The organism is Ferdinandcohnia sp. QZ13 (assembly GCF_031324165.1).
In the GTDB taxonomy this organism is placed as follows: Bacteria; Bacillota; Bacilli; order Bacillales; family Bacillaceae_L; genus Ferdinandcohnia.
This window is the reverse complement of sequence record NZ_JAVIVW010000015.1, coordinates 119,295-141,771: the sequence shown is the minus strand read 5'-3', so window position 1 is coordinate 141,771 and position 22,477 is coordinate 119,295. Positions and strand designations below refer to the sequence as shown.

24 protein-coding genes are annotated in these 22,477 nt (G+C 37.1%); 20 read left to right on the top strand and 4 right to left on the bottom strand.

Going from position 1 to position 22,477, the window contains the following annotated elements:
• Window positions 1-89: 89 nt before the first annotated feature.
• A complete protein-coding gene (locus tag RGU12_RS14360; RefSeq protein ID WP_309536703.1) occupies window positions 90-956 on the bottom strand; it encodes a YitT family protein in 867 nt (288 codons plus the stop codon).
• 147 nt (window positions 957-1,103) lie between these two features.
• Here RGU12_RS14360 and RGU12_RS14355 point away from each other — a divergent pair, with 147 nt between their 5' ends.
• From RGU12_RS14355 to RGU12_RS14275, 17 genes are all read left to right on the top strand, one after another.
• Window positions 1,104-1,439: a nucleotide pyrophosphohydrolase gene (locus tag RGU12_RS14355; RefSeq protein WP_309536702.1), complete on the top strand. Its 336-nt coding sequence runs from the start codon at window positions 1,104-1,106 to the stop codon at window positions 1,437-1,439.
• A 17-nt stretch (window positions 1,440-1,456) separates the two neighbouring features.
• Window positions 1,457-2,257 carry a 4-hydroxy-tetrahydrodipicolinate reductase gene (gene dapB, locus RGU12_RS14350; RefSeq protein ID WP_309536701.1) on the top strand — a complete coding sequence of 267 codons (801 nt, stop codon included), beginning with the start codon at window positions 1,457-1,459 and terminating at the stop codon, window positions 2,255-2,257.
• Window positions 2,258-2,271: 14 nt separating this feature from the next.
• Window positions 2,272-2,691, top strand: a complete 420-nt coding sequence (mgsA, locus tag RGU12_RS14345) for a methylglyoxal synthase (protein ID WP_116352346.1) — start codon at window positions 2,272-2,274, stop codon at window positions 2,689-2,691.
• 61 nt (window positions 2,692-2,752) lie between these two features.
• Window positions 2,753-3,886 (top strand): N-acetyl-alpha-D-glucosaminyl L-malate synthase BshA, encoded by a 1,134-nt coding sequence (gene bshA, locus RGU12_RS14340; protein ID WP_309536700.1) that lies wholly within the window; start codon window positions 2,753-2,755, stop codon window positions 3,884-3,886.
• Window positions 3,887-3,898: 12 nt separating this feature from the next.
• Entirely contained in the window at window positions 3,899-5,086 is a 1,188-nt protein-coding gene (locus RGU12_RS14335; protein WP_483867253.1) for a CCA tRNA nucleotidyltransferase, read from the top strand.
• Complete coding sequence (locus tag RGU12_RS14330; RefSeq protein ID WP_309536699.1) at window positions 5,071-6,051, top strand: biotin--[acetyl-CoA-carboxylase] ligase; 981 nt, start codon at window positions 5,071-5,073, stop codon at window positions 6,049-6,051. The genes RGU12_RS14335 and RGU12_RS14330 overlap by 16 nt, the downstream gene beginning before the upstream one ends.
• Window positions 6,052-6,391: 340 nt before the next feature.
• Window positions 6,392-7,225: a 3-methyl-2-oxobutanoate hydroxymethyltransferase gene (gene panB, locus RGU12_RS14325; RefSeq protein ID WP_309536698.1), complete on the top strand. Its 834-nt coding sequence runs from the start codon at window positions 6,392-6,394 to the stop codon at window positions 7,223-7,225.
• Window positions 7,226-7,227: 2 nt separating this feature from the next.
• Complete coding sequence (gene panC / locus RGU12_RS14320) at window positions 7,228-8,073, top strand: pantoate--beta-alanine ligase (protein WP_309536697.1); 846 nt, start codon at window positions 7,228-7,230, stop codon at window positions 8,071-8,073.
• A 53-nt stretch (window positions 8,074-8,126) separates the two neighbouring features.
• Window positions 8,127-8,510 carry an aspartate 1-decarboxylase gene (panD, locus tag RGU12_RS14315; RefSeq protein WP_309536696.1) on the top strand — a complete coding sequence of 128 codons (384 nt, stop codon included), beginning with the start codon at window positions 8,127-8,129 and terminating at the stop codon, window positions 8,508-8,510.
• A 51-nt stretch (window positions 8,511-8,561) separates the two neighbouring features.
• Window positions 8,562-11,330, top strand: a complete 2,769-nt coding sequence (dinG, locus tag RGU12_RS14310) for an ATP-dependent DNA helicase DinG (protein ID WP_309536695.1) — start codon at window positions 8,562-8,564, stop codon at window positions 11,328-11,330.
• A 402-nt stretch (window positions 11,331-11,732) separates the two neighbouring features.
• Window positions 11,733-11,903, top strand: coding sequence for a YpmA family protein (locus RGU12_RS14305; protein ID WP_116352338.1), 171 nt, complete (start codon window positions 11,733-11,735; stop codon window positions 11,901-11,903).
• A gap of 15 nt (window positions 11,904-11,918) precedes the next feature.
• Window positions 11,919-12,392, top strand: a complete 474-nt coding sequence (locus tag RGU12_RS14300; protein ID WP_309536694.1) for a cell wall elongation regulator TseB-like domain-containing protein — start codon at window positions 11,919-11,921, stop codon at window positions 12,390-12,392.
• A gap of 19 nt (window positions 12,393-12,411) precedes the next feature.
• Window positions 12,412-13,593, top strand: a complete 1,182-nt coding sequence (locus RGU12_RS14295; protein ID WP_309536693.1) for a pyridoxal phosphate-dependent aminotransferase — start codon at window positions 12,412-12,414, stop codon at window positions 13,591-13,593.
• A 152-nt stretch (window positions 13,594-13,745) separates the two neighbouring features.
• Window positions 13,746-15,038 (top strand): asparagine--tRNA ligase, encoded by a 1,293-nt coding sequence (gene asnS, locus RGU12_RS14290; RefSeq protein WP_309536692.1) that lies wholly within the window; start codon window positions 13,746-13,748, stop codon window positions 15,036-15,038.
• Between the two features lie 132 nt (window positions 15,039-15,170).
• The gene (locus RGU12_RS14285; RefSeq protein WP_309536691.1) at window positions 15,171-15,881 is read left to right on the top strand and encodes a DnaD domain protein; all 711 of its coding nucleotides are present in this window, start codon (window positions 15,171-15,173) and stop codon (window positions 15,879-15,881) included.
• A gap of 25 nt (window positions 15,882-15,906) precedes the next feature.
• The gene (gene nth / locus RGU12_RS14280) at window positions 15,907-16,566 is read left to right on the top strand and encodes an endonuclease III (RefSeq protein WP_309536690.1); all 660 of its coding nucleotides are present in this window, start codon (window positions 15,907-15,909) and stop codon (window positions 16,564-16,566) included.
• Window positions 16,559-16,912, top strand: coding sequence for a YpoC family protein (locus RGU12_RS14275; protein ID WP_309536689.1), 354 nt, complete (start codon window positions 16,559-16,561; stop codon window positions 16,910-16,912). The genes nth and RGU12_RS14275 overlap by 8 nt, the downstream gene beginning before the upstream one ends.
• A 33-nt stretch (window positions 16,913-16,945) precedes the next feature.
• On the opposite strand, the gene RGU12_RS14270 is transcribed toward RGU12_RS14275, so the two are convergent.
• Together RGU12_RS14270 and recU are read right to left on the bottom strand one after the other, a co-directional pair.
• Entirely contained in the window at window positions 16,946-19,492 is a 2,547-nt protein-coding gene (locus tag RGU12_RS14270; RefSeq protein WP_309536688.1) for a PBP1A family penicillin-binding protein, read from the bottom strand.
• Between the two features lie 81 nt (window positions 19,493-19,573).
• Complete coding sequence (gene recU, locus RGU12_RS14265; protein ID WP_309536687.1) at window positions 19,574-20,185, bottom strand: Holliday junction resolvase RecU; 612 nt, start codon at window positions 20,183-20,185, stop codon at window positions 19,574-19,576.
• Between the two features lie 187 nt (window positions 20,186-20,372).
• On the opposite strand from recU, the gene RGU12_RS14260 reads away from it, so the two are divergent.
• The gene (locus RGU12_RS14260; protein WP_309536686.1) at window positions 20,373-21,392 is read left to right on the top strand and encodes a DUF2515 domain-containing protein; all 1,020 of its coding nucleotides are present in this window, start codon (window positions 20,373-20,375) and stop codon (window positions 21,390-21,392) included.
• A gap of 24 nt (window positions 21,393-21,416) precedes the next feature.
• Here RGU12_RS14260 and RGU12_RS23860 read toward each other — a convergent pair whose 3' ends face one another.
• Window positions 21,417-21,521, bottom strand: a complete 105-nt coding sequence (locus RGU12_RS23860; protein ID WP_505307732.1) for a hypothetical protein — start codon at window positions 21,519-21,521, stop codon at window positions 21,417-21,419.
• Window positions 21,522-21,723: 202 nt separating this feature from the next.
• Here RGU12_RS23860 and RGU12_RS14255 point away from each other — a divergent pair, with 202 nt between their 5' ends.
• Both RGU12_RS14255 and RGU12_RS14250 read left to right on the top strand, forming a co-directional pair.
• Window positions 21,724-21,984, top strand: a complete 261-nt coding sequence (locus RGU12_RS14255) for a hypothetical protein (RefSeq protein ID WP_309536685.1) — start codon at window positions 21,724-21,726, stop codon at window positions 21,982-21,984.
• A 29-nt stretch (window positions 21,985-22,013) separates the two neighbouring features.
• Window positions 22,014-22,379, top strand: coding sequence for a YppE family protein (locus RGU12_RS14250; RefSeq protein WP_309536684.1), 366 nt, complete (start codon window positions 22,014-22,016; stop codon window positions 22,377-22,379).
• Window positions 22,380-22,477 lie beyond the last annotated feature (98 nt).

Sequence of the window (22,477 nt, the reverse complement as noted above, 5' to 3'; positions counted from 1 at the left end):
GATAACCGGCTTTTTTCATGTCAGTTATAAAGGCATATAAAGCCCAAAAGCTTCACGCGAATGAGCAAATACTCTTGATACACGTTAAATTACCGCTCAATCGGCTTTTTATTCTCATCCAACGTAAATCCTTCTCCAAGCACATCATGAACATCACTTACTGAGACAAAAGCATGTGGGTCGACGGAGATAATTACTTGCTTTAAACGACCGACTTCACTTCTTCCGACAACACAATATAAAATATGCTTCTCCTGCTTCGTATACGACCCCATCCCCTTCAAGATCGTTACTCCTCGATCCATCTCATGTAATATCTTTTCAGCAATCTCATCATTCCTCTCTGAAATAATCATAGCGCCTCTAGCGGCATAGGCACCTTCCTGCATGAAATCAATTACTCGTGCCCCAATAAAAACAGCAAGCAAGGTGTACATAGCCTCACGATAAGAAAGATAAAAAATGAGGGAAACCGTAATAACCACCGCATCAAATAAGAACATTGTCCGCCCCATTGGCCAGCCAACATATTTTCGAACAAGCCTTGCGATGATATCAACACCACCAGTTGTACCGCCATATCGAAAAATAATCCCTAGACCAACTCCAATAAACACACCGGCAAATAACGCTGCCAGCATTAGGTCGCCATCGAGTGGAATATTAAATTGATAACGCTGAAAGAACCACAAAAATATTGAAACACTAACAGTACCGATAAGTGTATAATAAAATGCAATACGACCAAGGAGCTTCCACCCTAGAAAAAACAGTGGAACATTTAAGATCAAATTCGAATAGGACGGATCAAATTTAAATAAAAAATAAAGCAAAAGTGTAATCCCTGTAAAACCGCCCTCTGCTAGGTTGTTTTGCATATTAAAATGCACAATCCCAAACGAGAAAATAGCGGAACCCAACAAAATGAAAATAATATTTTTTATGGAAAACTTCAAAGTTAAATACCCCCGAAATAGTAATAATTGCCACTTTATTATAAAGTATGGGTGAAAAACAAACAAATCATGTCGTATAAAAGAATTATTTGTCAAAAAGCTATATTTTAAGCTAACATAGGAATAGAAACGATAGAGGTGATAGTAATGGCAGATAAAACGATGAAACAGCTGCAACAAGAGGTAGATGCATACATAGGTCAATTCAAAGAAGGCTATTTTAGTCCGCTTGCATTACTAGCTAGGTTGACTGAGGAACTAGGAGAACTTGCGAGAGAGGTTAATCACTACTATGGCGAAAAGCCTAAAAAAGATTCGGAAACAGAAAAAAGCATGGCTGAAGAAACAGGTGACTTGCTATTTGTTCTGATTTGTCTTGCAAATTCCTTGAACATTGACCTTGAAGACGCACATAATACTGTTATGAACAAATTTAATACAAGAGATAAAGATAGATGGACGCGTATTGATACGAATGAATAAGGGGGAATACATACATCATGGAAACAATAAAAATTGTAATTGCAGGTCCGCGGGGTAGAATGGGAAAAGAAGCGGTAGCCCTTGTTCAGGAAACAGAAAATTTTTCTTTAGTAGGGGTCATCGATCGAAAAAACAATGGCCAGTTATTAAGTGATGTAGAAGGCTTTTCGAATGTAAAAGCTCCGATCTTTACGGATATTTTAGAGTGCTTCTCAGAAACAAAACCGGACGTGCTAATTGATTTAACTACACCTGAAACAGGTAAGTACCATACGGAGGTAGCTATTGAACACGGGATTCGCCCTGTAGTAGGCACGACAGGTTTTACGAAAGATGAATTAGATAGACTGTCAAAAATGGCGGAGGAACGTAAGGTAGGCGCCATTATCGCACCTAATTTTGCGGTCGGTGCTGTTCTAATGATGAAGTTTTCGCAAATGGCTGCCAAGTATTTTCAAGACGTGGAAATTATTGAGCTTCACCATGACCAAAAGCTTGATGCACCCTCTGGCACAGCTGTTAAAACAGCCGAATTATTGACAACAGTTAGAGAATCAAAACAACAAGGACATCCTAATGAAAAAGAAACAATCCAAGGAGCTCGTGGTGCTGAGTACGATGGAATTCGCATACATAGCGTACGCTTACCGGGACTTGTTGCACATCAAGAGGTAATGTTTGGTGGTAATGGACAAATGCTTTCCATACGCCATGATTCATTCAACCGTGCTTCCTTTATGTCAGGTGTCAAATTATCAGTTGACACTGTAATGAATCTTGACGTTTTAGTGTATGGATTAGAAAATATCATCGAATAAGGGGATACATAACTATGAAAATTGCTCTAATTGCTCACGATAAAAAGAAAAATGATCTAGTACAGTTTTCAACAGCTTATACATCTATTTTAGAACAACATGAATTATTCGCTACAGGAACAACAGGCTTACGCATATCTGAAGCTACTGGACTGCAAATTCATCGTTTTCAATCAGGACCACTAGGCGGTGACCAAGAAATTGGGGCGATGATTGCAAATAATCAAATGGACATGGTGATCTTTTTTAGAGACCCACTAACTGCACAGCCACACGAGCCAGATGTATCTGCATTAATTAGATTATGTGATGTGTATGCTGTTCCATTAGCAACAAATATGGGAACGGCAGAGGTACTGATTCATGGACTTGAAAAAGGATTTTTTTCATGGCGTGAAATCATACGTGAAAGACAAGAGGGAGCTAATCAATAAGCTTTCGAGTCTTTAACATGAATCCGTATTTGTAATTAATGTAGAAGTGGGAGAATCTTCAATGAAACTTAAAATCGGGATCACCTGTTACCCTTCAGTTGGGGGATCAGGTATCGTTGCAACAGAGCTAGGGAAGTTGCTTGCAGAGAAAGGACATGAAATCCACTTTATTTCTTCAAGTCTTCCATTCCGTTTAAACAAAATTTATACAAATATTTATTTTCATGAGGTAGAAGTGAATCAATATTCAGTATTTAAATACCCGCCTTATGATTTAGCATTAGCAAGTAAAATGGCAGAGGTTACAAAAAGGGAGAAGCTGGATCTATTACATGTTCATTATGCGATCCCGCATGCAGCATGCGCTTATTTAGCAAAGCAAATGGTGGGTGGGGATGTTAAGATAGTGACCACCCTTCACGGAACAGATATTACCGTTCTCGGGTACGATCCATCTTTAACCGAACTTATTCGGTTTGGAATTGAACAATCCGATGCAGTAACAGCAGTTTCAAAATCGCTTGTCGAACAAACCTACGAATTAATTGAACCAAAAAAAGAGATTAAAACGATATATAATTTTGTGGACGAGAAAATTTACTACAAAAGAAATGTGAATGATTTACGAAAACAGTATGGGATACAAGAAGATGAAAAAGTGATTATCCATGTATCCAATTTCCGAAAGGTTAAACGTGTTCCTGACGTTGTTCAAGCATTTAACTTGATTCAAAAAGAAGTGAAATCCAAGCTATTATTAGTGGGCGATGGACCTGAATTAACTACTGTTTGCAAATTAATTAATAAGTTTGGACTAACTGATAAAGTACTTCTTTTGGGAAAACAAGAAAACCTCCCCGAACTTTATTCAATTAGTGACTTAAAGCTTTTATTATCTGAAAAAGAGAGCTTTGGACTTGTTTTAATTGAAGCAATGGCTTGTGGAGTTCCAACTATTGGGACAAACACTGGAGGTATTCCAGAGGTTATTGATGAAGGTAAAGATGGCTATATTTGTGAACTCGGGGATATTAAAGACATCGCAAACAAATCAATCGTATTATTAAAGGATACCGACTTACATAGTAAAATGTCTGATCAGGCAATCCGCTCTGTTCAAGAAAAGTTTAATTCCGAGCGAATTGTTAATGATTATGAGGATTTATATTATTCTATTCTTGAGGATAAACGTTGAGAGGGGCTCTCGATGATGGATGAACCTTTTATAAAAGCAAAAGAAATTCTTAAAACTTTACATAATAACGGCTATGAGGCTTATTTTGTTGGTGGTTCAGTCCGTGATTATCTTTTACATCGACCCATTGGTGATATCGATATCGCAACTTCTGCACGACCAGAACAAATTATGGCTATATTTCCAAAAACCATTGATGTTGGTGCGGTTCACGGAACAGTAATTGTGTTACATAAGGGTGAACAATATGAAGTGACGACATTCCGAACAGAGGAGGGATATGATGACTACCGGAGACCTTCTCAGGTTGAATTTGTCACTTCCCTTCACGAGGATTTAAAAAGAAGAGATTTTACGATGAACGCAATGGCGATGACGATTGATGGTAACATTATTGATCCTTTCGGAGGAAAGAAAGCAATTGAAGAGAAACGAATTCAAACTGTCGGTGACCCCAACGAACGGTTCTTTGAAGATGCACTTAGGATGATGAGGGCTGTTCGATTTTCAAGCCAATTGTCCTTTTTATTATGTAAGGAAACGGAGTCAGCCATCAAGGAAAATGCGGTATTATTAAAAAAGATTTCAGTTGAGCGGATTTCAATAGAATTTGAAAAATTACTAATTGGCCCGAGTTGCCAAGAATCAATTCCGCTCTTAGTAAACACCAATTTATATCAATATATACCTGGTTTTGCGGATCGAATTCAAAGTTTAGAACGTTTTTCCTACTATAAATGGAATCATCTTCAAGAAAGAGCTGAATATTGGACACTTGTTTGTTATTTATTGAACACAGACGATAGTAAGGCATTTTTGCGACTATGGAAATTACCAAATAAAATCATTGAACAGGTTGTAAAAAATAGAGTTTTTCTTGAAAAAGTCATACAAACTGGCTGGAATAAACGTCTACTATACGATTGTGGAGCAGAATGTATCCAACAGATAGAACGTATTTTAGAAGTTTTAAGGATTCATCAAGACGTGTCACCGTTTCAGGAATTTAATAAATTACCCATTAAACAACGTTCCGATCTAGATATCACAGGTGAAGATCTTTTACTCTGGTACAAACAAAAGCCAGGGAAATGGATAGCGGACCTATATGAATTAGTTGAAAATGGAATTCTTGAAAACAAAGTTGAAAATAACAAGGAAAAGATAAAGGAGTGGCTTCTATCGTGCAATCAGAAATAAGAAAGAAATTGTTAGAAGTCTTCTCTAGTGCCAACGGGGAGTTTATATCTGGACAAAAATTAAGCGAGCAACTTGGGTGTTCGCGGACAGCCGTATGGAAACATATTGAAGATTTACGTAATGAAGGATACGAATTAGAGGCCGTTCGAAAGCTGGGTTATCGTATCATAACTAAGCCAGATAAAATTAGTGGTAATGAAATACAGCTAGGCCTAGAAACTAAAAGTTTAGGGCGAAACATTCATTTTGAGGAATCGGTAACCTCTACCCAGCAAATTGCTCACAAATTAGCGTATGAAGGTGCTGTCGAAGGTACACTTGTTGTGGCAGAAGAACAGACAACTGGACGTGGCAGATTAGATCGCGCATGGTATTCCCCTAAACATACTGGAGTCTGGATGAGTATGATTTTAAGACCACAAATCCCGCCATCACAAGCTCCACAATTAACTTTATTAGCTGCGGTTGGTGTCGTCCAAGCAATCCAAGAAGTGACAGGCTTAGAGCCAGATATTAAATGGCCTAATGATATTTTAATTCATCAAAAAAAAATTGTGGGAATTTTAACGGAGCTCCAAGCTGAAACTGATCGAATTAATTCAGTCATTATTGGGATTGGCATCAATGTGAATCAAGAATTGAGTCAATTTCCTGAGAATCTTCATACCATTGCGAGTTCACTTGCAATTGAAAAAGGCGATAAAATTGACCGTGCCAAATTAATTCAGGTGATTTTATTAAAAATTGAAAAGCTTTACAATGAGTTTTTACAGCATGGCTTTAAGGTCGTTAAACTTTTATGGGAAAGCTATGCAACAAGTATAGGAAAGCAGATCATTGCTAGAACCATTTCTGGATCGATTGAAGGAAAAGCAATTGGCATCAATGAGGAAGGAGTATTACTCCTCGAAGATGCAGAAGGTAAGGTTCATCATATCTATTCCGCAGATATTGAACTTCCTTAAAAATAAAGTGTAGAAAAGAATGCGAATCTTATATATAATTCAAAGTGATGGGTGGTATCCTTTATGGAACTACACCAAGCTTTAATTTTTACCAATGCAATTCACAATTGTATTCTGCCTTGATCCATTGGACTGGGACAGAGGGATGAAATTTACCGAACTTATTCATGTTCAATCCTTCTTTCTCTATTTGAAAGAAGGATTTTTTACTATATTTACGCAAAAAACTACCACGAATCGGTCTTTTCATCTCCTCTTTTAGGAAACTCAAGGGATACTTGAGCAAGGCGACTTTAAAGAAGGGTTGTTTACTTTCTAAAAGCCAAAAGGAGGAAAAATGATGAAACAAACAACGGAATTTTTGAAAATGAAACAAAGGAAAGAGCCAATCGTCATGTTGACAGCCTATGATTATCCATCTGCTAAGCTTGCAGAAGAAGCCGGTGTGGATATGATCCTTGTCGGTGATTCATTAGGAATGGTTGTATTAGGCTATGATTCTACTATACCAGTAACAGTAGATGATATGATTCATCATACGAAGGCCGTAAAACGTGGGGCAAAGGATACATTTATTGTAACGGATATGCCATTTATGTCTTATCATGTTTCGCGTCCTGAAACGTTGAAAAATGCAGCACGGATTATTCAAGAATCTGGAGCCCATGCTGTTAAAGTTGAGGGAGCAAAGGACGTCATTTATACCATTTCGTCTTTAACAGAAGCAGGAATTCCTGTCGTTGCACATCTTGGTTTAACACCACAGGCAGTAGGAGTATTAGGTGGTTATAAAGTGCAAGGAAAAGATGCAGAAAGCGCAAGACAGTTAATTGAGGATGCAAAAAAAGTCGAGGAAGCAGGAGCAATTGCTTTAGTATTAGAATGCGTGCCGAAACAATTAGGTGAAGAAGTGACAAACAGCGTTTCAATTCCTACAATTGGTATTGGTGCTGGTAACCAAACGGATGGTCAAGTTCTAGTATTTCATGATGTGATTTCATATGGGGTTGATCGTGTTCCAAAGTTTGTAAAACAATATGCCTCAGTGAATGAGCCAATTTTACAAGGACTCTCAAATTATGTGGATGAGGTAAAAGCACGTTCTTTCCCAGAAGAAAAAAATACGTACACAATGAAAGAAGAAGAGCTTGCTAATCTTTACGGGGGAAAATAAACATGAAAGTCATCGCATCGATCCAGGAAATGCAGCAATATATGAAATCATTGAAGCAAGAGGGAAAAACAATCGGATTCGTACCAACAATGGGGTATCTTCATGAAGGACATTTAACCTTAATAAATAAGGCAAGAAGTGAAAATGATGTACTAGCTGTGAGTATTTTTGTAAATCCACTTCAATTCGGTCCAAACGAGGATTTCGATTCCTATCCACGTGATTTTGAAAAAGATCGTAAATTAGCAGAGAACAATGGTGTGGATGTTCTTTTTCATCCAAGTACTGAAGAAATGTATCCAACAAAGATGTCTCTTACCGCGGTCGTCCATTCAAGAATTAATGTACTATGCGGAAGGAAGCGTAATGGCCATTTTGATGGAGTTGCCACAGTTCTTGTCAAATTATTTAATATCGTACAGCCAGACCGAGCATATTTTGGTTTAAAAGACGCTCAGCAGGTCGCCGTTGTTGATGGATTGCTCACAGATTTCAATTTTCCAATAACTCTTGTACCAGTGGAAATTGTTCGTGAAGAGGATGGGCTTGCGAAAAGCTCTCGTAATGTTTATTTAACTTCACAAGAGAGGGTAGAAGCACCAAGACTATATGAAAGTCTTCAAATCGCAAAACGAGAGATAGATAAGGGAGAACGAAATCCGAAAGTGATTGAGGAATTAATAAAAAAACATATTTCAGTACATACATCAGGGGTTATCGATTATGTTGAAATGTATCGTTATCCGGAGCTTGATGAGGTTATTGAGCTAAAGGGAAAAATTATTATTGCACTAGCCGTCAAGTTTACAAAAGCAAGACTTATTGATAATATTACTTTTGATGTATAGAAACTGTTAATACACTTTTTATTGGAAATCCTAAAGATTCAAGGGGGAGCATCATGTTCCGTACAATGATGAACGCAAAAATACACAGAGCACGTGTTACAGAAGCAAACTTAAACTATGTAGGTAGTATTACGATAGATGAAGATATATTAGATGCAGTCGGAATGGTCGCTAATGAAAAAGTTCAAATTGTAAATAATAATAATGGGGCTCGACTTGAAACATATATTATTCCTGGCGAAAGAGGAAGCGGTGTATTTTGTTTAAACGGTGCTGCCGCTCGTCTTGTACAAGAGGGGGATGTCATAATTGTCATCTCATATGCAATTGTACCTGAGGAAAAAATAGAAAATCATAAGCCAAGAGTAGCGATTATGAACGAAAACAACCAAATTAAAGAACTAATCTTTGAAGAACCAGCTGCAACTGTTCTATAAACGGTATACACGCCCCCAATTTGGGGGCGTTTGTGTTAGGAGGTGGCACCAATGAAAAAACGCTTTGTCGTAGTAGACCTAGAAACAACCGGGAACTCTCCAAAAAAAGGCGATAAAATCATACAGTTTGCAGCTGTCGTGATTGAAGATGGAGAAATCGTTGAAAGATTTGCAACCTTCGTCAATCCGAAACAAGACATACCCGTTTTTATTGAACAATTTACGGGTATTTCTAATGAAGTGGTTGCCAATGCACCTGATTTTTCAATCGTTGCACCTGAAATTATTTCAATGTTTCAGGATTCCTATTTTGTAGCTCATAATGTCCCTTTTGATTATTCGTTTCTGCAGGAAGAATTAGCACAGTGTGGGTTTGAAAATTTTCATTGTCTTACCATTGATACGGTTGAACTATCTAGAGTAATGCTACCTTTAGCAGATAGCTACAAACTGGGTCAACTTGCTGAGTCTTTATCATTAACCCATGAAAATCCTCATCAAGCCGATAGTGATGCTGAAGTAACAGCTGAAATTCTTTTGAAAATTTTACATAAGATCGAACGACTACCGCTTGTTACGATTCAAAAGCTATATTCACTGTCAAGCTTTTTCAAAAGTGATATTCGTGAAATTTTAAGTGAGATTCTAGATGAAAAATCAAAATATGCCGAAAAGAATACGAAATTTGATATCTATCGTGGACTTGCACTTCATAAAATCACCAAACAAAAAGAAAAACGAAAACAAAAAAGCTATACATATACTGAGATATTTCACTCAGTGATTCACGACTTTCCGTTTCGTCAAGGCCAGCTAGAAATGGTGCAGACGATACAGCATGCAATGGAAACAAACCAGCATGCCATGATTGAAGCGGGTACAGGAATAGGTAAATCCATCGCATATTTACTGCCAGCGATTTACATCTCTAAAATGAAGGGTCGCTGCCTGATAAGTACGAATACTCTACAGCTACAGCATCAGCTTTTAGAAAAAGATATTGTCAAATTGCGTGACATCCTTTCATTTGACTTTGATGCTGCGCTTTTAAAAGGAAGAGGGAATTACCTCTCTTTAAGAAAATTTGAACAAATACTTTATGAGAACACAGATAATTATGATGAAGTGTTAACAAAAGCACAAATTTTAGTATGGTTAACAGAAACAAAAACAGGGGATATTGACGAAATTAATTTACCGTCAGGTGGCAAGCTATTATGGGAACGAGTGAAATGTACAGTTGAACATCCTGGATTGGAAGATCCCATTTGGGAATCAAGGTGTTTTTATCAAAAAGCAAAGAAAGCGGCTGAAACAGCAGATATCGTGATTACAAATCACGCACTACTCTTACAGGATTTAGACAATCATTTTGAAATTCTTCCACAGTACGAGTATTTAATACTAGATGAAGCCCATCATTTCGAAGCTTTGGCAAAACGACAGCTTGGCTATCATGTTCATTATTTATCGATCCATTCCGTCCTCATGAGAATTGGACTGCTGGAGACAAATGACTTGCTTGCAAAGACATCGAAACTTATGGAAAAAAACGGATTTGAAGTAGACTCTTTTTTACGAGTGAATCAACTCATTAAGGATATAAAAGCAGCAGCTAATGATTTTTTTCGAATGATACGCAGTCATGTTTTAATGAAACAGCAAGAAGAAAAAGAAAAGAATCGAATTCAATATATTCTTCATCCTATACATGAATATGGTGAATATTGGCGGGAAGCAATTGAGCAACTAACAAAGCTCAACATATTTAAAAAAGAGCTTGTAAATAAAGTCAACTATCAAAAACAGCAGATAATCCAAAATAAGTCCTTATTTACTCCATTACAAATTGGGTTATTTAATGATTATTTATTAACTATCGACTTATTAATGGAAAAGTGCTCGATAATTGAAAATATTATGAACGTCAATCAGCATCAGCTAAGATGGATTGAAATTGATCCAAAAGGTCCTGTCAACTCGGCAGCTATTCTAGTAGAACCGACAGACATCTCAGAATTTTTAGCTGATCAATTTTTTACTTTTAAGAAAAGTGTTGTCATGACATCAGCAACGCTAACGGTGGATGATTCATTTGCCTATATGATTGAAAAACTTGGGTTAGCTGATTTTCAACCTATTACGTTATCAATACCATCACCATTTGATTTTGAGCGTCAAGCAGCACTAATGGTACCAACAGATATACCACTAATCAAATCTGTTTCTCAGGATGAGTTTGTTGATTCGATTTCAGATCAAATTGCTAAAATAGCGAATAAAACAAATGGTCGCATGCTTGTGTTGTTTACATCATATGAAATGTTGCAAAAGACATATATGAATTTAAAAAATAGAGTACTGCTTGATCAGTTTGTGTTAATTGCTCAAAGTATAAGTGGCGGCAGTCGGGCAAAATTAACAAAAAATTTTCAAGCCTTTGATAAGGCGATTCTTCTTGGAACGAGTAGTTTTTGGGAAGGTGTGGATATTCCTGGAGAGGATTTGAGTGCGCTCGTTATCGTAAGGCTTCCGTTTGCACCGCCAAATGATCCGATGTACACTGCACGTGCCAGGGAGATTGAAGAAAAGGGTGGAGACACCTTTAGAGAGCTCTCGCTACCGGATGCTATTATCCGTTTTAAACAAGGCGTTGGTAGGCTAATTCGGTCAGAAAAGGATAAAGGGGTCATTTTTATTCTGGATCGCCGGATTATCTCAACAAAGTATGGAAAAAAATTTCTCACATCTGTTCCAAAGATGAAATTTTTCCACAAATCACTTAATGAGCTTTTAAAGGATGTTGAGGATTGGCTATAGGTATTAAAAAGACCTGTCATAAGACAGGTTAAGGCATGGGATTAGGAGTTAATTTTTATTGAAATCAAATGCGCCTTAGCGTATTTGCGCCCGATTTTTAGGCCAAAAGGAAGTGGGTCATAAAGACGTTGCCACAGGATGTGGCGGTTTTAGTCTTTAATCTTACTGCTCGAAAATTTCCCTTTGAAAAATCGAGGCATCCGCCGGAGGCTGTTTTTTTCAGTCGGGATATACTCCGAACTGAAAAAAACTATATTGTGAATGGTAATACACCTGTTATAATGATGTAAGGCAATATAATGTAGACAACTTCAACTGTAATGTTGTAGTACTACTATTGTTGCCTGATACGTGGAACGTATGAGTAGTAAAATTTGTGATGAATGAAGGGAGAGCTCTTGCTTGGAAAGTAAGATAGAAGTTCTATCGACCGTTAAAATTCAAAATACACCTGATTTATATAAAATAGTTGATTTATTAAATCGTACATTGAAGCATGAAGATCTCATGTTTGGTCTTGCGCTTGATCGAGATGATCAAAATAAAGCAGTATTTACAATTTATCGTACGTAAAGTAGTGAATAAGATATGAAAAAATGGATCATTGGGATACTCGTTGTACTCCTTATCTTTATTATTTGGAGAGGGATTAACATTTATCAATCGGCTCTTGAGCCACTAAATAACGCTGCAGCAAAAGGAAACAAAATCGCACTTGAAAAGACGCCAATTGAAACAATAGAAGATAGTTATACATATTTGGGATCAAAATCATATCAAGTTGTCATCGGGAAAAATGATGAAGATGAAACAATGATTGCTTGGATTCCGCTAAAAAAAGGGGAAATCGTAACACGCTTTAAACGTGATGGCATTACAGAAAGTGAAGCACTAACCATTTTAAAAAGTGAGCGAGATCCACAAGAAATTCGTTCCGTTAAGCTTGGACTCGAAGATAATATTCCAATATGGGAAATTATTTATATCGATAGTGATAATCGTTTGACCTACCATAAACTGTATTTTGAAAATGGTAAATATCGTAATTCAATAAAACCATAATACGTGGAGGGGAATACCATTGAAATTAGCAAACAGAGTAGCAGCCTTAACACCTTCTTCAACACTTGCTATAACAGCAAAAGCAAAAGAATTGAAAGCTGCGGGTCATGATGTAATTGGACTTGGTGCTGGTGAGCCGGATTTTAATACACCAGATTATATAATCGAGGCAGCAGTAAAGGCTATGAGAGAAGGGCATACTAAATATACACCTTCAGCGGGATTACCTGCTTTAAAACAAGCGATTTGTAAAAAGCTTTTAAATGACCAACAATTAGAATATAAAGCAAATGAAGTGATAGTTGGTTCGGGTGCAAAGTTTGTGTTATATGCCTTATTCCAAGTTCTTCTAGATAAAGATGATGAAGTTATTATTCCAACACCTTACTGGGTTAGCTATCCTGAGCAAGTAAAGCTTGCAGAAGGTGTACCTGTATATGTAGAAGGTAAAGAAGAAAATCAATTTAAAGTGACTGTAGACCAGCTTGAAGCTGCAATTACAGATAAAACTGTTGCTCTAATCTTAAATTCACCAAGTAACCCAACTGGTATGCTTTATTCGAAAGAAGAACTGCAAGCTATCGGTGAATTATGTGTGAAGCATAATATTTGGATTGTTTCAGATGAAATATATGAAAAGCTTGTATATTTTGGGGCTGCACATACATCAATTGCGCAGGTTAGTGAAGAAGTGAAGGCAAAGACAATTATCATCAATGGTCTTTCTAAATCACATTCAATGACTGGTTGGAGAATCGGTTATGCTGCAGGTCCACAGGAAATTATCAAAAGTATGACAGATCTTTCAAGTCATAGCATTTCTAATCCAACATCAATTGCACAATATGCGGCTCTAGCTGCTTATGAAGGCAATCAAGAACCGGTTGAAACAATGAGACAGGCATTTGAACAGCGTTTAGACGTGATTTACAATAAATTAGTAAGAATACCTGGCATATCATGTATCAAGCCACAGGGAGCATTTTATCTATTTCCAAATGCGAAAAAGTGTGCCGAATTGACTGGTTATAATAATGTGGATGATTTTGCGAAGGCTTTATTAGAGGAAGCGCTCGTTGCAGTTGTTCCAGGATCCGGTTTTGGTTCACCAGATAATATGCGCTTATCTTATGCAACATCTTTAGACCTATTGGAAGAAGCGATCAAACGTATTCATACATTTGTTGAAGAAAAAATGTAGCATTCTTAATAATGGGGGACGATTCGATTGGTTCTTACGCAACCAAAGGAACGTCCCCATGGTATTTCTTGATTCATGAACTTAACAAATGTATAATGAAGTAGGTAAATTAGGCATTTATACATAAGGGTTACGGTTTTGGAGGGACAATTGTGAAAATAACTATTTCTGATGTTAATAAATATGTAGGTGAAGAGGTTAGAATTGGCGCTTGGTTAGCAAACAAAAGATCAAGCGGAAAGATTGCCTTTTTACAGCTTCGAGATGGGACAGGCTTTATCCAGGGAGTCGTTGTAAAAGCAGAAGTGGATGAAGAAGTTTTCCAGAAAGCAAAATCAATTACTCAAGAAACTTCTCTATATGTCACTGGTGTTGTAAGAGAAGATGAAAGATCTCCTTTTGGTTATGAGCTAACAGTCACGAACATAGAAGTGATTCATGAGGCTGTGGATTATCCAATTACACCTAAAGAGCATGGGACAGAATTCTTAATGGACCACCGCCATTTATGGCTACGTTCAAAGAGACAACATGCGGTAATGAAAATTCGTAATGAAATCATTCGTGCAACTTATGAATTTTTCAATGACCATGGATTTGTAAAGGTTGATCCACCAATTTTAACAGGAAGTGCGCCTGAAGGAACAACTGAGCTTTTTGCTACAAAATACTTTGATGAAGATGCATACCTTTCTCAAAGTGGACAGCTTTATATGGAAGCTGCAGCCATGGCTTTAGGGAAAGTATTCTCTTTCGGACCTACATTCCGCGCTGAAAAATCAAAAACAAGACGTCATTTAATTGAGTTCTGGATGATTGAGCCAGAAATGGCTTTTACTGAGCATGAAGAAAGTCTAAAAGTACAAGAAGAGTATGTTTCTCATATTGTGCAATCTGTCTTAAAAAATTGTCAATTAGAATTAAAAACCTTAGGTCGGGATACATCCAAGCTTGAACATATAAAAGCTCCATTCCCTCGCATTTCTTATGATGAGGCAATTGAGTTTTTACATGATAAAGGCTTTGAAGATATTAAATGGGGCGATGATTTTGGGGCTCCACATGAAACGGCTATTGCAGAAAGCTATGACAAACCAGTGTTTATTACAAATTATCCGAAGGGTATTAAGCCATTCTATATGCAGCCAGCACCAGATCGTGATGATGTAGTTTTATGTGCGGACTTAATAGCCCCTGAAGGTTACGGTGAAATCATTGGTGGTTCTGAGAGAATTCATGATTATGACCTATTAAAACAACAACTTGAAGCACATGGTTTAACAAGTGGTGCTTATGATTGGTATTTGGAATTACGTAAATATGGATCTGTTCCACATTCAGGCTTTGGATTAGGGCTAGAAAGAACAGTTGCATGGATTAGTGGCGTAGAACATGTACGTGAAACCATCCCATTCCCACGTCTACTAAACCGTCTGTATCCATAATTAAACAACATTAGGGGACCTTCCAAAGAAGAAGGTCCCATTTATTTTATACAAATAACCAAACCAAATATTTCTTTCTTAGCCCTACTCTCAGGTCTCATGTTATACTAGGTTATGAAGAGGTGTTTGTACATGAAAATGGATAAATTAGTTGATTTATTCGAACAAGGCAGTATTTCAATTCCGAAAATGTTAATGTCCTCGTATCGACATCTACAGTTAAATGAAGAGGAAATGATGGTCCTATTCCATATATTAACCTTTATGGATAGTGGAAATTTCTTTCCTACACCAATTGAAATCTCAAACCGCATGACAATTAAAGAAGAAAAGTGCATGGAAATTCTACGTCTGCTTATACAACGTGGATATTTAGAAATAAATGAAGGAAATGACGAGAATCGTGTCATCTATGAGAAATACTCAATACGACCATTATGGGAGAAAATGCTTCAGTATGTAGTTCAGCAAAACATGAACGAAGAAAAAGAACTCGATAAACAGCATGAAATGGACTTGTATAGCATTTTTGAACAAGAATTTGGACGACCCCTTTCGCCTTTTGAATGTGAATCACTAGCGATGTGGCTCGACCAAGACCACCACGATCCGTCCATCATTAAAGCAGCCTTACGTGAAGCAGTCATGTCGGGTAAGCTTAATTTCCGATATATTGATCGAATTCTATTTGAATGGAAAAAGAATGGCATTCGTACAATAACACAAGCCCAAAACCATTCACAAAAGTTTCGTCAATATCAACAAAAGCAAAAACAAACGGATCAACTGCAGCAAGGAAATTATAAGCGTACAATTCCGTTTTATAATTGGTTAGAAAGTTAATGTATATAAGTTAAGGTGATATTTTATGTTAAACAAACAACAAATACGATTTTGTTTAGACACAATGGGGGAAATGTTCCCAGATGCTCATTGTGAGTTAAACCATAGAAATCCGTTTGAACTGGTGATCGCTGTTTCATTATCCGCCCAATGTACAGATGCATTGGTAAACAAAGTAACAGCCTCACTTTTTGAAAAATACAAAACCCCTGAGGATTATTTGGCGGTTTCCTTAGAAGAACTACAAAACGATATCCGGTCTATCGGACTCTATCGAAACAAGGCAAAAAACATCCGTAAATTATGTCAAATGTTGCTAGAAGACTATGGTGGCATCCTTCCACAAGACCGTGATGAATTAACAAAATTCCCAGGAGTCGGTAGAAAGACGGCCAATGTTGTTGTCTCCGTTGCATTTGGTGTTCCAGCGATTGCTGTTGATACACATGTGGAAAGAGTCAGCAAAAGACTGGGATTTTGTAGATGGAAGGACTCTGTTCTAGAAGTCGAAAAGACGTTAATGAAAAAGGTACCTAAGGAAGAATGGTCTGCTACCCATCATCGGATGATATTCTTCGGGAGATACCATTGTAAGGCACAGAATCCCCAATGTGAAATTTGTCCCCTCCTTGAGGTTTGTCGAGAAGGCAAAAAGCGTATGAAGGGGAAAGAAAAGATTGGATAATGACAAAATCATCTCTGATATAACAGAAAAGTGGAATGCACGGAAAGAACATTTAACTAGCCTCTTCCACAACAGAGATAAATCAGCAGTAAAGGTGCCAATGGATGAAGCGATTGATGCCTTTTTAACCTTTTTATTCGTAATGAATGGAAAGAGGCCTCCAGATAAAGAAATCTTTCAAGATGACCTTATTGGCTTGGAGTATAAACCAATTAATCTTGATGAGCGTCTTTCATTTATTTTAAAAAAGCCGAATCAATACCATTCATTTGTTCAATTAAATGAACTTTATCTTGAATTATTAAAGCTTTATGCCAAAATGAAAATACGTAAGTATAAAAAATAACGCACAGTTATGAACTGTGCGTTATTTTTGTATCTATTCTCTATCACCGTTAGTTGGTGGTAGTGGAGGGAAGATTGGAACTCCACCGTCACCTTCTCCGTTACCTTCACCTTCGCCACCAGTATCGCCACCAGTATCGCCACCGTTTTCGCCACCATTGCCGTTACCATTACCATTTCCCGGATTTCCAGGAGGTAGTGGAATATCGATTTCTTCTTCAGGCGGTTCCGGAACTTCTATCGTTGTGGAAGCTGGGTCACTGCGTTTTTCAGGATTTTCATTATTCACAACGGCTACACTGAATTTGTATATTGCCCCTGGGATCGCATCAGGAACCGTATAGGTTAATTCTTTCGTTGTTGTAAGAACTTTTGCAGGACCTTCGTCAATTGAAACACTAACCTCAAAGCTATTTCCTTCCATTTCACCTTCCGCATAAGCCCATGTTAAATTAATTTGATTTGTAACTTGGTCATACATCACACTAAGGTTTGATGGTGGATTTAGCTTATCATATTTATCTGACACCTCAGTCGGCTCTGTACCTCTAATGAAATACTCATACACAATTTCATCTTTTGGCGTAAATTCGCTTGGAAGTTTTGCAGGACTAGATCCCTTTTCCACACCAACCTTAACGACTGTCTTCGGCATTACGAAATCTTCTGCTTCTTTACCTTCGGATAGATTAGTGATAATGTCTCTAAATAATTTTAACGCTAAGCTTTGTTCAGCAGGTAGGACTGCTGTTTGGTTATTTCTATATCCTGTCCAAATAGCAACGGTATAGCTTGGTGTGTAACCACTAAACCATATATCTGGAACACCACCAGCAGGAATATTATAGTCTTTTATCTCTTTTGCGGTGTAGTTTGTTGTACCCGTTTTACCGGCAATTTGCAAACCGGAAACATCATATCTTCGTCCAGAACCAAAGTCCATAACGGATTTTAACATGTCTGTCATCATAAAAGCTGTTGCTTCAGACATTGCTGTCTTTGGCTCAGGCGCAAGAACAACTTCTCGATTATCCGGGAAGACAATTTTAGTAACCGCATGTGGTTTAATAAAGTTCCCTTCATTACCGAATGTTGCATAGGCACCAGCCATTTCAAGAGGGGAGATACCTCCTAACATTCCACCGATTGAATATGCTTCATTAATTCTTTCTTCAAATGTAATACCAAGGTTGTTTGCAAATTCCGTAGCTTTTGAAACACCAACTTCTTGGAATGCCTTGAGAGCTGGAATGTTCCTTGAATGAGCTAAGGCAACTCTTGCTGTAATTTGCCCCATAAATTTTCTGTCGAAGTTGTTTATAGGTCTTTTATCTGAATAGGTGTATGGCTCATCCTTAATTTGATGGTAGGTTGACCATTTTAAATACTCTATTGCAGGGCCATAGTCCAAAATAGGCTTAATCGTTGAACCAGGTTGGTTTGAATTATCAAGTGCAAAGTTAACACGTGTATTTTGGGCTTGATTTCTTCCGCCACCTAATGCTCTAATTTCACCTGTTTTTGTATCTACGATTGCAATTCCAGCTTGAAATTGATCATCTGGAAATTGAATATCAGGATTTTCATTTGCCAATAATGAATCAACATGAGCTTGAGCCTCAGGGTCAAATGTTGTATAAATTTTCACTCCTGCATTATATACATCAATATCGCCATATTCTTTTAGCTCATTTTTTACTTGATCCATGAAAGAATCGATTGGATGTGATTGTTCTTTTGATTCCACAATTGATGATTCAATTGGAACCTTCTTAGCAGCGTCTGCTTGCTCTTTCGTGATAAATTCATGCCTAACCATTAGATTTAATACGATGTTTCTTCGCTTTTCTGCAGCCTCAGGATGGACAAATGGGTTGTAAATTCCAGGATTTTGTCCAAGCCCTGCAATAAATGCAGATTCGTGAAGCTCAAGTTCATCTAGTGGCTTACCAAAATATAATTCGGCTGCCTTTGCAACACCATATGTGTTACCGACACCGTAATAAATTTTGTTTAAATACATTTCAAGAATTTCGTTTTTTGAATATTTGCGTTCTAATTGGAATGCAAGCCATAGCTCCTGTGCCTTTCTTGTGAGCTTTTTCTCTCCTTCAACGAAAAAGGAATTCTTAATTACCTGTTGTGAGATCGTACTAGCACCTTCTGCACCAAATCCTTCGGTTAGATTAGCGACAACTGCGCCACCAAGACGAATGACGTCTAAACCATGGTGTTCATAGAATCGAGCATCTTCAACTGCTAATACAGCATTTTTTAAATCATCGGGAATTTGATTAAGAGAGACATAAGTCCGTTTTTCTGCCCCGAATTCATAAATTTTATTACCATTCATATCGTATACCTTTGATGATAGTGGATCCTTAAGGAGGGATTCATCCAACTCCGGAGCACCACTTGCCATCACGAAAAATGTTGTTGCCCCAGCTACCATACCGATGATTCCAATTAATAGAATTATTAATAGAATTCGTTTAAATAACGAGCCCTTAGATTTTTTTCGCTTTTTTTTCTTTTGATTTGCATGTCGACGCTCTTCACGTGATTGATATTTTTCAGACATACTTTGTTTCCTGCCTTTCAAAATGCTTTCCTATTATATGACGTATAATAGGAAGGATTTGTTTCATTCCTGGCGTATTTGCTATTCTTCCAAGTTAAAATAAAGCTTGTCAATAACCTTAATATAATCAATTCTTGGACGATAGCCAATAGTTAAGTGATGACCAAACGTTTCGATTTCGTCTTTCGTAATCGATTTTCTGCCACCCTTCATTTTTCGTTGCCAAAAGGTCAATAGGTGTTTTGCTTCTAGGTAATAGATTTCATCTAACGTTGTAAAACGTAAGATCACAAAACAAATTCCATCATGTTTTAAACAATCGGACATATGCTTGATTTGATGCTCGTGAAAATTTTGGAGCGGGAAGGAGGTTTTATTTTTCGTTTCCTTCGCTTCAAAATCAAGATAACGACCTTTGTAGATACCATTGTAGTCCGTAGTAGATGCTAGCTTAAAATAAGCTTCTTTGATGACAGCAGCACTTCTTTGTGGATAGTCCACATTTACGATTTGAACAGGTGTTGGTTTTTTATGGACAACCGCAATTTCCTGTTCCAAATAAAATTGATTGGTTTCATTTAAATCTTCTTCTAATGTCATCCCACGATTTCCATATATTCGTTGCTTGAGGTGTGGTTTATTTTTTACCTGCTGGGGCTTATATACTTTTCCATTTGGATAACGAAATTCCATACTCCCATCCCCCTTAAGACACCTATTATACCAAAAAAGTTTGTTAAATAGTTTAACGAAATTTAAACAGTTGGGTACAGGCGTATAGAATTACTGTCACTATACCATACTATTCGCCTGAAAATATACTTTTGGGGGCGTGGGGCTCTTCACGATGGGACACACTAAACTTAAGAGGTGTGTATGCATGAGCGAGATTGCAGAGATAGAAAAAATGGTAAACGAACGAAGAAATCGGGATATTCAATTAACGATGGAAGAGAAAGAACTTTTTTATAAAATAAATGCAAGGACAGTGAAAGGTAATCTTGACAATATTTCGAGGACCAAAAGTTACGCGAGCTTCTATCGAAGACATAATGAGATAAGATGGTCCTTCTTAGCAAGTCAGGTATCTCGAAATGCTGGTTGGAATATGACGGATCTTGAAGGAGAGTGGTTTCCAAAGATCCTTAGTAAAAAAGAGCGAAAAATTCTGTTTAGTACATATGAACGAGCAAATTGGCTAATTTTCTCCGACGCCTATCCACAGCTCTTAGTATACGAATATTCAAATCAAGTAGGAAAACCTTACTTTCACATGCTTAAATTATTTTCTGTATCACGATTTATTGAAAGTGAATGGGAATATTACTGGAGGCATCGAGAAGGTAACCGTTTAGTAACTGCTCAAATCATTAATGAACAAAATATCATCCAAAAACCAGTTATTGAGCATCCATTCTATAGGAAAAGGGTTTTTCAACGTTTTTTTTATAACCTTCAGGATCTTTTACACTTTAGTTCTGCTATTTTTCCAACACTTGAAGGAAGGTTATACGGTTTCTCAGTTCATCAATTCACAAAGCTTGATGCAAGAATTGAACTTGGTAAAAAGCTTGCATCCTTGTTATTTCATAACAGTTATTATGATCATTTTCTTGGATTTTCAAATAAAGTAGAGCATACTGGCTCAAGATTTGATTATGAACAATATGTTTCGGAAAGAAGATTTCGTAATACTCCATTTTTACGTACCACTTATCCGATTATCAGGCATACACAAGATAATAGGATTGATTGGTATAGAGGAAACAGGTATGAGAAATGGTTTGACGAAGTAGAGCTAGATGAGCAGATTGAGCTTACAAATTGGTACTTAAGAAAGCAAAAGCAAATGCAAGTGGGGATTTTAATAGAGGAAATACTACGAAAAAACAAAGGCTGAACTCTTCAGCCTTTGTATGTATATTTATGTGGATGGTCGGTCAGGTCCTTCAAGTTTTTTGTCTCCATAACCAGGTGCTTTCTCTTCATTACGTTCTTGTTTATTTTTCTTTTTATCTTGCTTTGCCATGGAATCTTCACCTCCTACAGGTAGTGTGAGCATCTTTCATGGAAACCATTCTTAAAATGTATGAATCCATTGTCGAAAACAGGGATAAACGATGGGAGATTTCCGCTTTCTTTGACGAATGCAAACTAGTTTTGTCAAGCGTGCAGGAGTAAAAAAATTCACATCGAAATTACTTAAAAAGAGATCGTTTAGGAGGGTGGATATGTTGAAGGATGAACTTACGAAAAAAAAGCATGTTCTTGAAAGTATTGATCAATTGCTTTCTATGTTAAACAAAATTGATGTGCAAATTCAGACAGAGGTAGTGAAGCATTTAAATGAAGAAGGAAACCGGAATATTCTTCAAATGAAGCAGCTTGAAAATGAAATGAAATCATTACGTAATGAGTTTCATCATCAAAAGGATGGGCGAGTATCAGAAACCGATAAGGAGCACTCCTATCACTTAACATTAAGCTATTAAAGCGGTATGATAGATGTTGAGGTGAGAGAATGTATACAGAATTACTCGCGAAAACAAAAATGCTAAAGGATCTCTGTGATCAATCCCTTAAACGTTTAGAGGAAATTAAACAGAGTGAATCATACGAGGTAGATTTCTATAAAGAAGTAAAGCCCTTTGTCGACGATACGATGGCAATAGCGGACAATTGGAGAGAGTTGGCGGTTTCCTGGATTAACAAAGAATTTCCTAAAAACCTTCACCCAAATCAGATTGATGCGACCCATGAAAACATCCAACATATCTCTATCCAAAGTTTTTATCAGGATACTAAAGTCAAACGCTTTAAAAATATGTACGAATCAGTCCAGTACGTTCTTGAAAATATCCTTGAAAAGGTAGCAACAGCAAAATGAATATTTTTTTAAAAGATACCCTTACCTAAATGGTATCTTTTTTTATGGGGATGAACACCTAACCATGCTTTTACATAATCTATAAAAAAAGAACATCA

Bases quoted from the DNA above. Each gene is read 5' to 3' on its own strand.
- RGU12_RS14355 (WP_309536702.1), top strand. From the start codon at position 1,104: ATGGCAGATAAAACGATGAAACAGCTGCAACAAGAGGTAGATGCATAC.
- dapB (WP_309536701.1), top strand. From the start codon at position 1,457: ATGGAAACAATAAAAATTGTAATTGCAGGTCCGCGGGGTAGAATGGGA.
- mgsA (WP_116352346.1), top strand. From the start codon at position 2,272: ATGAAAATTGCTCTAATTGCTCACGATAAAAAGAAAAATGATCTAGTA.
- bshA (WP_309536700.1), top strand. From the start codon at position 2,753: ATGAAACTTAAAATCGGGATCACCTGTTACCCTTCAGTTGGGGGATCA.
- RGU12_RS14335 (WP_483867253.1), top strand. From the start codon at position 3,899: ATGATGGATGAACCTTTTATAAAAGCAAAAGAAATTCTTAAAACTTTA.
- panB (WP_309536698.1), top strand. From the start codon at position 6,392: ATGAAACAAACAACGGAATTTTTGAAAATGAAACAAAGGAAAGAGCCA.
- panC (WP_309536697.1), top strand. From the start codon at position 7,228: ATGAAAGTCATCGCATCGATCCAGGAAATGCAGCAATATATGAAATCA.
- panD (WP_309536696.1), top strand. From the start codon at position 8,127: ATGTTCCGTACAATGATGAACGCAAAAATACACAGAGCACGTGTTACA.
- dinG (WP_309536695.1), top strand. From the start codon at position 8,562: ATGAAAAAACGCTTTGTCGTAGTAGACCTAGAAACAACCGGGAACTCT.
- RGU12_RS14300 (WP_309536694.1), top strand. From the start codon at position 11,919: ATGAAAAAATGGATCATTGGGATACTCGTTGTACTCCTTATCTTTATT.
- RGU12_RS14285 (WP_309536691.1), top strand. From the start codon at position 15,171: ATGAAAATGGATAAATTAGTTGATTTATTCGAACAAGGCAGTATTTCA.
- nth (WP_309536690.1), top strand. From the start codon at position 15,907: ATGTTAAACAAACAACAAATACGATTTTGTTTAGACACAATGGGGGAA.
- RGU12_RS14270 (WP_309536688.1), bottom strand. From the start codon at position 19,492: ATGTCTGAAAAATATCAATCACGTGAAGAGCGTCGACATGCAAATCAA.
- recU (WP_309536687.1), bottom strand. From the start codon at position 20,185: ATGGAATTTCGTTATCCAAATGGAAAAGTATATAAGCCCCAGCAGGTA.
- RGU12_RS14260 (WP_309536686.1), top strand. From the start codon at position 20,373: ATGAGCGAGATTGCAGAGATAGAAAAAATGGTAAACGAACGAAGAAAT.
- RGU12_RS23860 (WP_505307732.1), bottom strand. From the start codon at position 21,521: ATGGCAAAGCAAGATAAAAAGAAAAATAAACAAGAACGTAATGAAGAG.
- RGU12_RS14255 (WP_309536685.1), top strand. From the start codon at position 21,724: ATGTTGAAGGATGAACTTACGAAAAAAAAGCATGTTCTTGAAAGTATT.
- RGU12_RS14250 (WP_309536684.1), top strand. From the start codon at position 22,014: ATGTATACAGAATTACTCGCGAAAACAAAAATGCTAAAGGATCTCTGT.